The sequence below is a fragment of the Serratia sp. CY55921 genome (assembly GCF_052167655.1).
GTDB classification, from domain to species: domain Bacteria; phylum Pseudomonadota; class Gammaproteobacteria; order Enterobacterales; family Enterobacteriaceae; genus Serratia; species Serratia ureilytica.
Genome location: NZ_JBJNMU010000008.1, coordinates 81,859 through 96,666, shown reverse-complemented (window position 1 = coordinate 96,666; position 14,808 = coordinate 81,859). Strand labels below are relative to the sequence as shown.

14 protein-coding genes are annotated in these 14,808 nt (G+C 60.0%); 11 read left to right on the top strand and 3 right to left on the bottom strand.

All coding sequences use genetic code 11. The features are described from left to right. Window position 1: 1 nt before the first annotated feature. Entirely contained in the window at window positions 2–1,162 is a 1,161-nt protein-coding gene (gene metB, locus ACJ8M3_RS23180) for a cystathionine gamma-synthase (protein WP_033645215.1), read from the bottom strand. A 304-nt stretch (window positions 1,163–1,466) separates the two neighbouring features. Here metB and metJ point away from each other — a divergent pair, with 304 nt between their 5' ends. Beyond that, on the top strand, window positions 1,467–1,784 hold the full coding sequence (gene metJ, locus ACJ8M3_RS23175) for a met regulon transcriptional regulator MetJ (protein ID WP_004931076.1): 318 nt from the start codon (window positions 1,467–1,469) through the stop codon (window positions 1,782–1,784). Window positions 1,785–1,861: 77 nt separating this feature from the next. Here the strand turns inward: metJ and rpmE are convergent, their stop codons facing one another. Continuing rightward, complete coding sequence (gene rpmE, locus ACJ8M3_RS23170; RefSeq protein ID WP_004931078.1) at window positions 1,862–2,077, bottom strand: 50S ribosomal protein L31; 216 nt, start codon at window positions 2,075–2,077, stop codon at window positions 1,862–1,864. 199 nt (window positions 2,078–2,276) lie between these two features. Here rpmE and priA point away from each other — a divergent pair, with 199 nt between their 5' ends. From priA to rraA, 7 genes are all read left to right on the top strand, one after another. Then, a complete protein-coding gene (priA, locus tag ACJ8M3_RS23165) occupies window positions 2,277–4,472 on the top strand; it encodes a primosomal protein N' (protein ID WP_442514746.1) in 2,196 nt (731 codons plus the stop codon). A gap of 291 nt (window positions 4,473–4,763) precedes the next feature. Further along, window positions 4,764–5,792 (top strand): DNA-binding transcriptional regulator CytR, encoded by a 1,029-nt coding sequence (gene cytR / locus ACJ8M3_RS23160; protein ID WP_025304661.1) that lies wholly within the window; start codon window positions 4,764–4,766, stop codon window positions 5,790–5,792. Between the two features lie 65 nt (window positions 5,793–5,857). After that, on the top strand, window positions 5,858–6,790 hold the full coding sequence (gene ftsN / locus ACJ8M3_RS23155; RefSeq protein WP_033645213.1) for a cell division protein FtsN: 933 nt from the start codon (window positions 5,858–5,860) through the stop codon (window positions 6,788–6,790). 102 nt (window positions 6,791–6,892) lie between these two features. Further along, on the top strand, window positions 6,893–7,423 hold the full coding sequence (gene hslV / locus ACJ8M3_RS23150) for an ATP-dependent protease subunit HslV (protein WP_004931085.1): 531 nt from the start codon (window positions 6,893–6,895) through the stop codon (window positions 7,421–7,423). A 12-nt stretch (window positions 7,424–7,435) separates the two neighbouring features. Beyond that, window positions 7,436–8,770, top strand: coding sequence for an HslU--HslV peptidase ATPase subunit (gene hslU, locus ACJ8M3_RS23145; protein ID WP_033645212.1), 1,335 nt, complete (start codon window positions 7,436–7,438; stop codon window positions 8,768–8,770). Window positions 8,771–8,866: 96 nt separating this feature from the next. Further along, the gene (locus ACJ8M3_RS23140; protein WP_089192411.1) at window positions 8,867–9,784 is read left to right on the top strand and encodes a 1,4-dihydroxy-2-naphthoate polyprenyltransferase; all 918 of its coding nucleotides are present in this window, start codon (window positions 8,867–8,869) and stop codon (window positions 9,782–9,784) included. A gap of 75 nt (window positions 9,785–9,859) precedes the next feature. Beyond that, complete coding sequence (gene rraA, locus ACJ8M3_RS23135; protein ID WP_004931090.1) at window positions 9,860–10,345, top strand: ribonuclease E activity regulator RraA; 486 nt, start codon at window positions 9,860–9,862, stop codon at window positions 10,343–10,345. Window positions 10,346–10,405: 60 nt separating this feature from the next. Here the strand turns inward: rraA and zapB are convergent, their stop codons facing one another. Beyond that, window positions 10,406–10,645, bottom strand: a complete 240-nt coding sequence (gene zapB / locus ACJ8M3_RS23130; RefSeq protein WP_004931092.1) for a septal ring assembly protein ZapB — start codon at window positions 10,643–10,645, stop codon at window positions 10,406–10,408. A gap of 524 nt (window positions 10,646–11,169) precedes the next feature. Here zapB and ACJ8M3_RS23125 point away from each other — a divergent pair. The 3 genes from ACJ8M3_RS23125 to glpX all read left to right on the top strand — a co-directional run bounded on the left by ACJ8M3_RS23125 (window position 11,170) and on the right by glpX (window position 14,706). Further along, window positions 11,170–12,015, top strand: coding sequence for an MIP/aquaporin family protein (locus ACJ8M3_RS23125; RefSeq protein WP_004931095.1), 846 nt, complete (start codon window positions 11,170–11,172; stop codon window positions 12,013–12,015). Window positions 12,016–12,057: 42 nt separating this feature from the next. Continuing rightward, window positions 12,058–13,566: a glycerol kinase GlpK gene (glpK, locus tag ACJ8M3_RS23120; protein WP_025304664.1), complete on the top strand. Its 1,509-nt coding sequence runs from the start codon at window positions 12,058–12,060 to the stop codon at window positions 13,564–13,566. 129 nt (window positions 13,567–13,695) lie between these two features. Beyond that, window positions 13,696–14,706, top strand: a complete 1,011-nt coding sequence (gene glpX / locus ACJ8M3_RS23115; protein WP_089197548.1) for a class II fructose-bisphosphatase — start codon at window positions 13,696–13,698, stop codon at window positions 14,704–14,706. The last annotated feature ends 102 nt before the right edge of the window (window positions 14,707–14,808 follow it).

Genomic DNA, 14,808 nt, shown 5'->3' with positions numbered 1-14,808 from the left:
CTTACCTCGTTGCCGCCGCCTGGAAAGCGCGTTCCAGATCGGCAATCAAATCTTCACTGTCTTCAATACCCACGGAAATGCGCAGCAGGCTCTCGGAGATGCCGGCCGCTGCCCGCGCCTCCGCCGCCATGCCGGCGTGAGTCATGGTCGCTGCATGCGAGATCAGGCTTTCTACGCCGCCCAACGATTCTGCCAGAGTAAACAGCTCAAGGGCAGAGAGAAAACGGCGCAGCACCGCTTCATCGCCGTCCAGTTCAAAACTCAGCATCGCGCCGAAACCGCGCTGCTGACGACGGGCGATCTCATGCCCCGGATTCTCCGGCAGGGAGGGATGATACAGCTTTTTCACCAGCGGTTGCTGCTGTAAATAGTCAACAATCGCTTCAGCGTTTTGTTGCGCCGCCTTGATGCGTGGCGACAACGTGCGCATGCCGCGCAGCAACAAATAGCTGTCGAACGCGCCGCCGGTCACGCCGATGTTGTTCGCCCACCAGGCCAGCTCGACCGCCAGCTCAGGATCTTTGGCGATCACCGCGCCGGCCACCACGTCCGAATGCCCGTTCAGGTATTTGGTGCAAGAATGGACCACCAGATCGGCACCGAGTTCGATCGGCTGTTGCAGGGCCGGGCTGAGGAACGTGTTGTCCACCACCGTCAACGCGCCCGCCGCGTGCGCGGCAGCGCAGATCGCCGCGATGTCCACCACCCGCAGCAGCGGATTGCTGGGGCTTTCTATCAACACCAGCTTCGGCTTTTGCGCCAGCGCCTGTTGCAGGGCGGCCTCATTGCCTTGATCGACGAACAGCACGCGATAAGCGCCGCGCTTGCTCAGGCTGTCGAATAACCGATAGCTGCCGCCGTAACAGTCGTGCGGCGCCACCAGCAGATCACCGGGCTTCAGCAGTACGGTGGTCACCAGATGGATCGCCGACATCCCGCTGCCGGTCATCACCGCGCCGGCGCCGCCTTCCAGCTCCGCCAACGCGCGCTGCACCACGTCGCGCGTCGGGTTGCCGCGGCGCGAGTAGTCATGAGCTCGGGGTTGATTGAAGTCGGTAAAGTTATAGGTGCTGGACAGATGAATCGGCGGGACAACGCAGCCGTACTGTTCGTCGTCGTTCAGGCCGCTGCGTACGGCAATCGTGGCTGGTTTACGCGTCATGGGCTCGCTCGGCTCTCGGTTCGGTGAATGAGGCCTAAAGAGTAATCGCAGGATTGATAGACGTCAATACATCTGGACATCTAAACTTCTTTGCGTATAGATTGAGCAATGACACAATACCCGCTAAAATTATGCCGATATGACATGACGATAAGATGTTAAGCGGCAATGCCTGGCCGAAGCGGGGCATTCAGTGACCCTGGTCGCGTAAAATTGACATTTATTTAGTGAGAACAGTGAAGATCGGGCATAATTGGCCGGTTTTTAGAATTTTGTAATTTTTCTGACAAAGTTAAGGTGTCCCATGGCTGAGTGGAACGGCGAGTATGTCAGCCCTTACGCTGAACACGGTAAAAAAAGCGAGCAAGTCAAAAAGATCACGGTATCCATTCCGCTGAAGGTCCTGAAAATCCTCACCGACGAACGGACCCGTCGCCAGGTGAACAACCTGCGCCACGCCACCAACAGCGAACTTCTGTGCGAAGCGTTTCTGCATGCCTTTACCGGCCAGCCGCTGCCGAACGATGAAGACCTGCGCAAAGAGCGCAGCGATGAAATCCCGGAAGCCGCAAAAGCGTTGATGCGCGAACTGGGTGTCGATCCCGATACCTGGGAATATTGAGAACCGCCCGGCGAACGTCGGCGGCAGAAAAGAAAAAAGGCGCCCAGGGCGCCTTTTTCATCGGTCGATAAGAAATCTTATTTCTTAGCGCCTGGTACGCTGAAACGCTTGTTGAAGCGGTCAACGCGGCCACCGGTAGCAACGTCACGCTGCTTGCCAGTGTAGAACGGGTGGCATGCGCCACAAACGTCCAGGTTCAGATCGTGGCCCACGGTGGAGCGGATCTTCATCACGTTACCGCAAGAGCAGTTAGCAGTAACTTCTTCGTATTTTGGGTGGATACCTTGTTTCATGGGAAACCTCAGTTAAGGCCGTGTCGCTATCCAGCCCTGTTTCGCCAGACACCACACGTGGTTGATAATAGAATTTTGGTATCGAATTATACCAAAGGCGGCAAATTATACAGCATTAGTCGGGGCGCGCAATCGGAACCGTACATTTGCCGATGCGCCGTGTAAACTGATGCCCACTTTTTTCAATTTGGATGAGATCATGCCCGTCGTACACGTTGCTTTGCCGGTCCCCCTCGCCCGCACCTTCGACTATCTGCTGCCGCCCGGCATGCAGCCGGTGGCCGGCGCGCGCGTGGGCGTGCCCTGGGGCAGGCAGCATGCAATCGGCATCGTCACCGGCTGCAGCGACACCAGCGAACTGCCGTTGGACAAACTCAAACCGATCGACAGCGTGATCGACACGGAATCGCTGTTCTCCCCCAGCCTGTGGCGCATCCTGCGCTGGGCCAGCGATTACTACCACTATCCCATCGGCGAAGTGCTGTTCCACGCGCTGCCGATCCTGCTGCGCCAAGGCAAACCGGCCGAGGCCGCGCCGCTGTGGCAGTGGTTCGCCACCGAAGAGGGGCGCGCCACGCCGCCCGAAAGCCTGAAACGCGCGCCGAAACAGCAGCAGGCGCTGGCGGCGCTGCTGCAACGCCCGGTCTATCGCCATCAGGTCAGCCAGCTTGAGCTGACGGAAAGCGCCCTGCAGGCGCTGCGCGCCAAAGGGCTGATCGATCTGCGCGCTCAGGTCGCGGCCACGCAGGACTGGCGCCCCAACTTTGCGGTGCTCGGCGAGCGGCTGCGGCTGAATACCGAACAGACCACCGCCGTCGGGGCGATCCGAAGCGAAGATGAGCAGTTTGCCGCCTGGCTGCTGGCCGGGGTCACCGGCTCCGGCAAGACCGAAGTGTATCTCAGCGTGCTGGAAAACGTGTTGGCCAAAGGCCGGCAGGCGCTGGTGCTGGTGCCGGAAATCGGCCTGACGCCGCAAACCATCGCCCGCTTTCGCGAGCGCTTCAACGCGCCGGTGGACGTGCTGCACTCCGGGCTGAACGACAGCGAACGGCTGGCGGTTTGGCTGCGCGCGCGCAGCGGCGAAGCCGCGATCGTCATCGGCACCCGCTCGGCGCTGTTCACGCCGTTCCGGCAACTGGGCGTTATCATCATCGACGAAGAGCACGACAGCTCTTATAAACAGCAGGAAGGCTGGCGCTACCACGCCCGCGATCTGGCGGTGTTCCGCGCCCGGGAAGAAGATATCCCGATGGTGATGGGCTCCGCCACGCCGGCACTGGAAACGCTGCACAACGTGCAACTGGGCAAATATCGCCAGTTGAAGCTCACCCAACGCGCGGGCAACGCCAAACCGGCGGCGCAGCATCTGATCGATCTGAAAGGGTTGCCGCTGAAGGTCGGCCTGTCGCAGCCGCTTTTGAAAAGCATGCAGCACCATTTAAAAGCCGGCAATCAGGTGATGCTGTTCCTCAACCGCCGCGGTTACGCCCCGGCGCTGCTGTGCCACGAGTGCGGCTGGATCGCCGAGTGCCAGCGCTGCGATCACTATTACACCTTCCACCAGCATCAGCGCCAGCTGCGCTGTCACCACTGCGACAGCCAGCGACCGGTGCCGCACCAATGCCCGCAGTGCGGCTCCACCCACCTGGTATCGGTCGGCGTCGGCACCGAACAGCTGGAACATGAGCTGGCGCCGCTGTTCCCCGACACGCCGATCACCCGCATCGATCGCGACACCACCAGCCGCAAAGGGTCGCTGGAACAGCACCTGGCGGATATTCATCGCGGCGAAGCGCGCATTCTGATCGGCACGCAAATGCTGGCCAAGGGCCACCATTTTCCCGACGTCACGCTGGTGGCGTTGCTGGACGTGGACGGCGCGCTGTTCTCCGCCGACTTCCGCTCCGCCGAGCGTTTCGCTCAGCTGTATACCCAGGTCTCCGGGCGGGCCGGCCGAGCGGGCAAGCAGGGGGAAGTGCTGCTGCAAACCCACCATCCGGAGCACCCGCTGCTGCAGGTGCTGCTGCAACAGGGTTACGACGCCTTCGCCAAACAGACGCTGGCGGAGCGCAACAGCGTGTTTCTGCCGCCTTACACCAGCCACATCATCGTGCGCGCCGAAGATCACGACAACCAGCAGGCCCCGCTGTTCCTGCAGCAGCTGCGCAACCTGCTGGAAGCCAGCCCGCTGAAGGACGATTCGCTGTGGGTGATGGGCCCGGTGCCGGCGCTGCAGTCCAAACGCGGCGGCCGTTTCCGCTGGCAGCTGCTGCTGCAGCACCCGACGCGGCGCGTCCTGCAACAGCTGATGAAAAGCTCGCTGCCGCTGATCGGCACCCTGCCGCAAACGCGCAAGGTGAAATGGACGCTGGATGTCGATCCGATCGACAGCTGATCCCGGAAAAGTCCGATTTAGCTGCCGCAGTGCAAACGTTTACCCTTGAAATTGCGAGCGAACGCTAAAAAACCTTCTCAGGTCACATTTTTTATGCAAATTAGGTAACAAAGGCGGGGCGTATTCTGTTTAGAATGTCTGCGAGGGCAAATTTTGTCGCCACATCGCAGCGCGACGGAGTGCCCGAACGCGAGTGGCGCTCAATGACAACAATCTCGCCACCGCATGCCGGACATTGTGAGCAAACAGCAGTAGTGGCGTCGGCATGGGGCTGACGCAAGGAGAAAGGCGTTGGAACACAAGAAAGAGTTATCCATGGCGACCATGAAAGACGTCGCCGAAATGGCGGGCGTTTCAACGGCTACCGTATCGCGTGCGCTGATGAACCCGGAAAAGGTGTCAACGCCGACGCGCCAGAAAGTGGAACAGGCCGTCCTGGCCGTGGGTTATTCTCCTCATGCTCTGTCACGCAATATCAAGCGCAACGAATCCCGCACCATCCTGGTGATCGTGCCCGACATCTGCGATCCGTTTTTCGCCGATGTGATCCAGGGGATCGAACAGACCGCCGCCCAACAAGGCTATCTGGTGCTGATCGGCGACTGCGCGCAGCAGAACCAGCAAGAACGCACCTTCGTCAATCTGATCATCACCAAACAGATCGACGGCATGCTGCTGCTGGGCTCTAATCTACCGTTCGACGCCAGCAAGGAAGAGCAGCGCAACCTGCCGCCGATGGTGATGGCCAATGAGTTCGCGCCCGAGCTGGAACTGCCGACGGTGCATATCGACAACCTGACCGCCGCCTTTGAAGCCGTGCATTATTTGCATCAATTGGGCCACCGGCAGATCGCCTGCGTCGCCGGGCCGGAACAGATGCCGCTGAGCCATTATCGGCTGCAAGGTTATGTTCAAGCGCTACGCCGTAATGGCATTACCGTCGAAAGCAGCTATATTACCCGGGGTGATTTTACCTACGAAGCCGGCGCGCAAGCGCTGACCCAGTTGATGGCTCAGCCGAAACCGCCGACGGCGGTGTTCTGCCACAGCGACGTCATGGCGATCGGCGTGCTGTCCCAGGCGAAGAAAATGGGGCTGCGGGTACCGCAGGATCTGTCGATCGTCGGCTTTGACGACCTCAAGCTGGCGCAGTATTGCGATCCGCCGCTGACCACGGTGGCGCAGCCGCGCTTCCAGATCGGCCAGCAGGCGATGTTGTTGCTGTTGGAGCAGTTGAACGGCCAGACGGTGGCCAGCGGCTCCCGACTCTTGGACAGTGAATTGATTATCAGAGGCAGCACCGCTGCTCCGAAACGCTAGTCAAATATTTTAGGGTTCAGTAACATGACGGACTTATCCTCTCATCAGGACACAGCGGAATAATAGTGGCACAAAAAGACTATGTAAGCCGTGGGCGCGCAGCAGGAGCTAAGCGCAAAACCCCCAGCCGTAAAAAACGCAGTTCTCCGAAGGTTTCCAAAACCGTGCTGGCGTTAGCCGTCGCGTTGCTGGTTGTCTTTGTCGGTGGCCTCTATTTCATTACGCACAACAAGCCGGAAGACGCGCCGTTGTTGCCTGCGCACACCACTCGCCCAGGCAACGGCCTGCCGCCGAAGCCGGAAGAGCGCTGGCGCTATATCAAAGAGCTGGAAAACCGACAGATCGGCGTGCAAACCCCGACCGAACCGACGGCCGGCGGCGAGCTCAATTCCAAAACTCAGCTGACCGCCGAACAACGGCAACTGCTGGAGCAGATGCAGGCCGACATGCAACAGCGCCCGACGCAACTGAATGAAGTGCCGTATAACGATCCGGGCCAGGCCAACGCGCGCGGCAACCGCCAGCAGCAGATGCAACAACCGCAAATGCAGCAGCAGCCGGTACAGCAACAGCAGCAGGTCACTCAGGCGCCGCGCAACCCGTTCAACAACGGGGCCACCACCGCGCCGGTGCAGCAGCACCAGCAGCCGAAGCAAGTCACCCCGCCGCCGGCGCAGGTGAAACAGCCTGAGCCGAAGCCGCAACCGAAGCCGGAGCCCAAACCGGAAGTGAAACAGGAAACGGCCAAGCAGGACACCAAACCGGAATCGAAACAGAAGTGGATGGTGCAATGCGGTTCGTTCCGCGCCACCGATCAGGCTGAATCCGTGCGTGCGCGCCTGGCGTTCGAGGGCATCGAGAGCCGCATCACCGCCGGTGGCGGTTGGAATCGCGTGGTGCTCGGCCCCTACAGCAGCCGCGCCGCAGCGGACAAAACCCTTTCGCGCCTGAAGGGCGTCGGCATGTCGAGTTGCATTCCCCTCTCCGTTGGGGGTTGAAAAGCGTCAATCCCCCCCCATCTATACTCTCAATATGCCTCGTAGCGTCTGCGAAAGCAGGCGCTGCGGGGACTTCTTTCCGTCTTTAACGAGGGTCTGCTCGTGACAACAATTGTAAGCGTACGCCGCAACGGCCAGGTCGTCATCGGTGGTGATGGCCAGGCAACCCTGGGTAATACGGTGATGAAGGGTAACGTCAAGAAAGTGCGTCGCCTGTATAACGACAAAGTGATCGCCGGTTTCGCCGGTGGCACCGCTGACGCCTTCACGCTGTTTGAACTGTTTGAACGCAAACTGGAAATGCATCAGGGCCACCTGGTGAAAGCCGCCGTCGAGCTGGCGAAAGACTGGCGCACCGACCGCATGCTGCGCAAGCTCGAAGCGCTGCTGGCGGTCGCCGATGAAACCGCCTCGCTGATCATCACCGGCAACGGCGATGTGGTGCAGCCGGAAAACGATCTGATCGCCATCGGCTCCGGCGGCCCGTACGCCCAGGCCGCCGCCCGCGCCATGTTGGAAAATACCGAGCTGAGCGCCCGCGACATCGTTGAGAAATCCCTCAACATCGCCGGCGACATCTGTATTTACACCAACCATTTCCACACCATTGAAGAATTGCCTTCCAAAGCGTAAGGATCGAATACCATGTCTGAAATGACCCCGCGCGAGATCGTCAGCGAACTGGACAGCTATATCATTGGCCAAAACAAGGCCAAACGCGCTGTCGCCATTGCCCTGCGCAACCGCTGGCGCCGGATGCAGCTCAACGAGATGCTGCGTCACGAAGTGACCCCGAAAAACATTCTGATGATCGGCCCGACCGGCGTCGGTAAAACCGAAATCGCCCGCCGTCTGGCGAAGCTGGCCAACGCGCCGTTCATCAAGGTTGAAGCCACCAAGTTCACCGAAGTGGGCTATGTGGGCAAAGAAGTGGACTCCATCATTCGCGATCTGACCGATGCCGCCATCAAAATGGTGCGCATGCAGTCGATCGAGAAAAATCGCACCCGTGCCGAAGAGTTGGCCGAAGAGCGCATTCTCGACGTGCTGATCCCGCCGGCCAAAAACAACTGGGGCCAGCCGGAAGAAGGCCAGGAACCGTCCGCCGCCCGCCAGGCATTCCGCAAGAAACTGCGCGAAGGCCAGCTGGATGACAAAGAGATCGAAATCGATCTGGCCGCCGCGCCGATGGGCGTGGAAATCATGGCGCCTCCGGGCATGGAAGAGATGACCAACCAGCTGCAGTCGATGTTCCAGAACCTCGGCGGCCAAAAGCAAAAACCGCGCAAGCTGAAGATCAAAGAAGCCTTCAAGCTGCTGGTGGAAGAAGAAGCCGCCAAGCTGGTGAACCCGGAAGAGCTGAAAGAGCAGGCGATCGAAGCGGTTGAGCAGCACGGCATCGTGTTTATCGATGAGATCGACAAAATCTGTAAGCGCGGCGGCCAAAGCTCCGGCCCGGACGTTTCCCGCGAAGGCGTGCAGCGCGATCTGCTGCCGCTGGTGGAAGGGTGCACCGTGTCCACCAAGCACGGCATGGTGAAAACCGACCACATTCTGTTCATCGCTTCCGGCGCGTTCCAGACCGCCAATCCGTCGGATCTGATCCCGGAACTGCAGGGCCGTCTGCCGATCCGCGTTGAGCTACAGGCGCTGACCACCGAAGACTTCGAGCGCATCCTGACCGAGCCGAGCGCGTCGCTGACCGAACAGTACAAAGCGCTGATGGGCACCGAAGGCGTCAATATCGAGTTCACCGCCGACGGCATCCGCCGCATCGCCGAAGCCGCGTGGCAGGTCAACGAAAGCACCGAGAACATCGGCGCGCGTCGTCTGCACACCGTGCTGGAGCGTCTGATGGAAGATATTTCCTACGATGCGAGTGAAATTAATGGCCAATCCATTACAATTGATGCGGATTACGTGCGCAGTCATCTGGATGAACTGGTGGCGGATGAAGATTTGAGTCGTTTTATCCTATAATCGCTCAATCATTGTCTTGTCAGTCATCTGTGTGGGAGGCATTGCCTCCCACAATTATTTCTAACGGACACCGCAACTTACTGACAGAAGCGAAACATGAGCTCATCAACCTCCACCACCCCGATTTCCGCATGGCTCGAAAGTCTACGCCCCCGCACCCTGCCGTTGGCCTTTGCCTCCATCGTGGTCGGCTCGGCGATCGCCGCCTGGCACGGCAGCCTGAAACCTGAAGTGGCGCTGCTGGCGCTGGTGACCGCCGGTCTGCTGCAGATCCTCTCCAACCTGGCGAATGACTACGGCGATGCGGTCAAAGGCAGCGACAAAGAAGATCGCATCGGGCCGTTGCGCGGCATGCAAAAGGGCATGATCACCCAGGCGCAGATGAAACGGGCGCTGGTGGTGACGGTAGTGCTGATCGCCATCGCCGGCTGTTCGCTGATCGCCGTCGCCTGCGAGCAACCCAGCGACGTGGTGGGCTTCCTGGTGCTGGGCGGGCTGTCTATCGTGGCGGCCATCACCTACACCGTCGGCAACAAACCCTACGGGTATTTGGGGCTGGGCGACATCTCGGTGCTGGTGTTCTTCGGCTGGCTGAGCGTGGCCGGCACCTACTATTTGCAGACGCACACCTTCGACAGCGTCGTGATGCTACCGGCCACCGCCTGCGGCCTGCTGGCGACGGCGGTACTCAACATCAACAATCTGCGCGATATCGAAAGCGATCGCGAAAACGGCAAGAATACGCTGGCGGTGCGTCTCGGCCCGCACAAGGCGCGCATTTACCACGCCCTGCTGCTCAGCGGCGCGGTGCTGTGTTTCGCGCTGTTCACGCTGTTCAACCTCCACAGCCTGTGGGGTTGGCTGTTCGTGCTGGCGATCCCGCTGCTGGTGCGCCACGGCCTGCGCGTGCTGCGCGATCCGACGCCGGTCGGCATGCGGCCGATGCTGGAGCATATGGTCAAGGCGGCGTTGCTGGCCAATCTGCTGTTCGCCATCGGCGTGGCGCTCAGTTAAAAACTGATGATTTTGCCAACAGGGCGAATAAAGGGATATACTGAACATTCCTGCGGCAAACAGACGTAAAATCCTATGAAATACGATACTTCCGAACTTTGCGACATCTATCATGAAGAGGTGAACGTTGTTGAACCTCTGTTCTCCAATTTTGGCGGGCGTACTTCATTTGGCGGGCAGATCACCACGGTGAAATGCTTTGAGGATAACGGCCTGTTATTCGATCTGCTTGAAGAAAACGGTCGCGGCCGCGTGCTGTTGGTCGACGGCGGCGGTTCGGTACGCCGGGCGCTGATCAACGCCGAACTGGCGCGCCTGGCCGCCCAGAACGAATGGGAAGGCATCGTGGTGTACGGCGCGGTGCGCCAGGTGGACGATCTGGAAGAGCTCGACATCGGCATTCAGGCGATGGCGGCGATCCCGGCGGGTGCCGTAAGCGAAGGCGTGGGCGAAAGCGATATCCGCGTCAACTTCGGTGGCGTCACCTTCTTCTCCGGCGACCACCTGTATGCCGACAACACCGGCATCATCCTCTCCGAAGACCCGCTCGACATCGAGTGATTTTCGGACATGAAAAAGGGCGCCTCAGGCGCCCTTTTCGTTGCTGCATGGCGTAAGGAATCAAACCTCTTCCATTTTGCCCAGCAGCGCGCGCAGGCGATCTTGCCATACGTGCTGTTCTTCTTTCAGCTGTTGGTTTTCGCGCACCAGCGCTTCGTGGTTGCCGGAGGCAGCCTGCACTTCCTGCGACAGAGAGTTGTTTTTGTCTTTCAGCTCTTCAATTTCCATCTGCAACAAGGTGATGGTATCAATCGCCTGCTGTACTTTTGCTTCCAGTTTCTCAAATACTTCAAATGACATGCTTCAGTCCCCTCATGATAGCAAGGCGTACATCTATAAGTAGCGGCCGCAACGTCGGCTGCAGCTACTGCGAATATTGCATCGCGCTCAGTGACGCGCGCCGTTACGGAAGGCGCGCCAGTCTCGATTCGTTAAAAACGATTGTAAGTAGCCAGTCTCCGCCTGTCTAGCAACATACCGGATCATCGCGCAGTCTGTTGCAATTTTCCTGCCCTCGCCATCAGTAAAAACTGAAAATCCCCGCCGCCGCCGCCGCGAGTTGTTAACGCCCCTCGCCAAACCACTGGTCAGATCACACTTTTATGGCTCAGAAAGAACACTGAACGACGCGAAATCGCTCAATTTTATGACGCGCCACACACATTTTGATTTCGCTATTTCTCGTTTATGTTCGTTAACGATAAATTTACATCACGTCCTCATTCAATAATTGGACGAGATGAAAAAAACTGTGCCCATAGGTCAGATGTATACCTGGCTGAGCCTATAAACCAACAACCGCCGTTTTGCAGGACACCAACATTATGAGCCAAACCACCAGTCCGACATTAAAAGGCCAGTGCATCGCCGAGTTTCTCGGCACGGCGCTGCTGATCTTCTTTGGCGTAGGCTGCGTTGCCGCACTGAAACTGGCGGGCGCCAGCTTCGGCCAGTGGGAAATCAGCATCATTTGGGGCCTCGGCGTCGCCATGGCCATCTATCTGACCGCCGCCATTTCCGGCGCGCATCTCAACCCGGCGGTCACCCTCGCCCTGTGGCTGTTCGCCTGCTTCGACGGGCGCAAAGTGGTGCCTTACATCATTGCGCAGATCGCCGGCGCCTTTTGCGCCGCCGCCCTGGTCTACGGGCTGTACTACAACCTGTTCTTCGACTTCGAAGCGGCTCACCATATGGTGCGCGGCAGCAACGAAAGCCTTGAACTGGCCGGCATTTTCTCGACTTACCCTAACGCGCACATCTCCGTCGGCCAGGCCTTCCTGGTAGAAATGGTGATCGCTGCGATCCTGATGTGCCTGATCCTGGCGCTGACCGACGACGGCAACGGCATTCCGCGCGGCCCGCTGGCGCCGCTGCTGATCGGTATTCTGATTGCCGTGATCGGCGCCTCCATGGGACCATTGACCGGCTTTGCGTTGAACCCGGCGCGTGACTTCGGGCCGAAACTGTTCGCCTACCTGGCCGGCTGGGGCAAAGTCGCCTTCACCGGCGCGCGCGACATCCCGTACTTCCTGGTGCCGATCTTCGCCCCTATCGTCGGCTGTGGCCTGGGCGCTTTCGGTTACCGCGCGCTGATTGGCCGCCACCTGCCGTGCGACGTCTGCGTGACGGAAGAAGAGCCCGACGCCAAGACCCAGCAGCGTAAAGCGTGATGGGTGCAGTTTTAAACGGTTAACAACAGCAGGATAATTACCATGACTGTAGAAAAAAAATACATTGTCGCACTCGACCAAGGGACCACCAGCTCACGCGCCGTCGTGCTCGATCACGACGCCAACATCGTTGCGGTATCGCAACGCGAATTCCCGCAGATCTATCCAAAGGCCGGCTGGGTTGAGCACGACCCGATGGAGATCTGGGCGTCGCAAAGCTCGACGCTGGTAGAAGTGCTGGCGAAGGCCGACATCAATTCCGATCAGATCGCCGGCATCGGCATCACCAACCAGCGCGAAACCACCATCGTCTGGGAAAAAGAGACCGGCAAGCCTGTCTACAACGCCATCGTCTGGCAGTGCCGCCGCACCGCCGACATCTGCGAGAAGCTCAAGCGTGACGGCCTGGAAGAGTACATCCGTCACAACACCGGCCTGGTGGTTGACCCCTACTTCTCCGGCACCAAGGTGAAATGGATCCTGGACAACGTCGAAGGCGCCCGCGAGCGTGCCAAGCGCGGCGAACTGCTGTTCGGCACCGTCGATACCTGGCTGGTGTGGAAGATGACCCAGGGGCGCGTACACGTCACCGATTACACCAACGCCTCACGCACCATGATGTTCAACATCCACGAGCTGGACTGGGACGAACGCATGCTGGAAGTGCTGGACATTCCGCGCGCCATGCTGCCGAAAGTCCGTCCTTCCTCCGAGGTATACGGCCAGACCAACATCGGCGGCAAGGGCGGCACGCGTATTCCTATCGCCGGTATCGCCGGCGACCAGCAAGCGGCATTGTACGGCCAGCTGTGCGTTCAACCGGGCATGGCGAAGAACACCTACGGCACCGGCTGCTTCCTGCTGATGAACACCGGCAAAGAAGCGGTGCGCTCGAAAAACGGTTTGCTGACCACCATCGCCTGCGGCCCGCGCGGCGAAGTGAACTATGCGCTGGAAGGCGCGGTGTTCATCGGCGGTGCGTCTATCCAATGGCTGCGCGACGAGCTGAAACTGATCAGCGACGCCGCCGACTCCGAATATTTCGCCACCAAGGTGAAAGACAGCAACGGCGTCTATGTGGTGCCGGCCTTCACCGGCCTGGGCGCGCCCTACTGGGATCCGTATGCCCGCGGCGCCATCTTCGGCCTGACCCGCGGTGCCAACAGTAACCACATCATCCGCGCCACGCTGGAATCCATCGCCTTCCAGACGCGCGACGTGCTGGACGCCATGCAGGCCGACGCCAACACCCGCCTGCAATCGCTGCGCGTGGACGGCGGCGCGGTCGCCAACAACTTCCTGATGCAGTTCCAGTCCGATATCCTCGGCACCCGCGTAGAGCGCCCTGAAGTGCGTGAATCGACGGCGTTGGGCGCCGCGTTCCTGGCGGGCCTGGCCATCGGCTACTGGAACGATCTGGATGAAGTGAAGAGCAAAGCGGTGATTGAGCGTGAATTCCGCCCAAGCATCGAAACCACCGAACGCAACTACCGCTACAGCGGCTGGAAAAAAGCGGTGGCTCGCGCGCAGGCGTGGGAAGATCACGATTAAACCCAGCCTTGCCGTTACCCCCAAATTGCGCTGCCTGCGGGCGGCGCTTTTTTTTGCCCCGCCCCGCCGCCGCCGCGCTGTGATAGACTTTGCCGATATTTTCTTCCCTTTCTCACAGACAGGTTTGCCATGAAACGTGAATTAGCCATCGAATTTTCCCGCGTTACCGAAGCCGCCGCGCTGGCGGGCTACAAATGGTTGGGACGCGGCGACAAGAACGCCGCCGACGGCGCGGCGGTCCACGCCATGCGCATCATGCTCAACAAGGTGGATATCGATGGCCGCATCGTGATTGGCGAAGGCGAGATCGACGAAGCGCCGATGCTGTATATCGGCGAGCAGGTCGGCAGCGGCCAGGGCGACGCGGTCGACATCGCGGTCGATCCGATCGAAGGCACCCGCATGACCGCCATGGGCCAGTCCAACGCGCTGGCGGTCTTGGCGGTGGGCGATCGCGGCACCTTCCTGCACGCGCCGGACATGTACATGGAGAAGCTGGTGGTCGGCCCGGCGGCGCGCGGCGCCATCGATCTCAATCTGCCGCTGGCGGAGAACCTGCGGAACGTCGCCGCGCGGCTGGACAAACCCTTGTCACAGCTGACGGTCATCGTGTTGGCCAAACCGCGCCACGACGGCGTCATCGCGCAGATGCAGCAGTTGGGCGTGCGGGTGTTCGCCATTCCTGACGGCGACGTGGCGGCCTCCATTCTCACCTGCATGCCGGAAAGCGAAGTCGATGTGATGTACGGCATCGGCGGCGCGCCGGAAGGGGTGATCTCCGCCGCGGTGATCCGCGCGCTGGACGGCGACATGCAGGCGCGTTTGCTGTCACGCCATGAAGTGAAAGGCGACAGCCCCGAGAACCGCCGCCTCGGCGAGCAGGAGCTGGCGCGCTGCCGTGAGATGGGCATCGAGGCCGGTCAGGTCTTGCGCCTGGACCAGATGGCGCGCAACGACAACGTCATCTTCTCCGCCACCGGCATCACCAAGGGCGATTTGCTGGAGGGCATCAGCCGCCAGGGCAACATGGCCACCACCGAAACGTTGCTGATCCGCGGCAAGTCGCGCACCATCCGCCGTATCCGTTCGACCCACTATCTGGATCGCAAAGACCCGGCGCTGCACGAGTTTCTGCTGTAACGAAACAGGGCGCCGAATGGCGCCCTGATGATTGATGGCAAACCTCATGCCCTTGCCGGGTCGGCAGAGAACAGTGAATAAAAAACAAGGAAAATCAATTTA

What these genes read in the sequence shown, in the direction of transcription:
- rpmE (WP_004931078.1), bottom strand. Translation starts at nt 2,077, where the DNA reads ATGAAACAAGGTATCCACCCAAAATACGAAGAAGTTACTGCTAACTGC.
- ACJ8M3_RS23125 (WP_004931095.1), top strand. Translation starts at nt 11,170, where the DNA reads ATGAGCCAAACCACCAGTCCGACATTAAAAGGCCAGTGCATCGCCGAG.
- glpK (WP_025304664.1), top strand. Translation starts at nt 12,058, where the DNA reads ATGACTGTAGAAAAAAAATACATTGTCGCACTCGACCAAGGGACCACC.
- zapB (WP_004931092.1), bottom strand. Translation starts at nt 10,645, where the DNA reads ATGTCATTTGAAGTATTTGAGAAACTGGAAGCAAAAGTACAGCAGGCG.
- hslU (WP_033645212.1), top strand. Translation starts at nt 7,436, where the DNA reads ATGTCTGAAATGACCCCGCGCGAGATCGTCAGCGAACTGGACAGCTAT.
- metJ (WP_004931076.1), top strand. Translation starts at nt 1,467, where the DNA reads ATGGCTGAGTGGAACGGCGAGTATGTCAGCCCTTACGCTGAACACGGT.
- priA (WP_442514746.1), top strand. Translation starts at nt 2,277, where the DNA reads ATGCCCGTCGTACACGTTGCTTTGCCGGTCCCCCTCGCCCGCACCTTC.
- metB (WP_033645215.1), bottom strand. Translation starts at nt 1,162, where the DNA reads ATGACGCGTAAACCAGCCACGATTGCCGTACGCAGCGGCCTGAACGAC.
- ACJ8M3_RS23140 (WP_089192411.1), top strand. Translation starts at nt 8,867, where the DNA reads ATGAGCTCATCAACCTCCACCACCCCGATTTCCGCATGGCTCGAAAGT.
- glpX (WP_089197548.1), top strand. Translation starts at nt 13,696, where the DNA reads ATGAAACGTGAATTAGCCATCGAATTTTCCCGCGTTACCGAAGCCGCC.
- rraA (WP_004931090.1), top strand. Translation starts at nt 9,860, where the DNA reads ATGAAATACGATACTTCCGAACTTTGCGACATCTATCATGAAGAGGTG.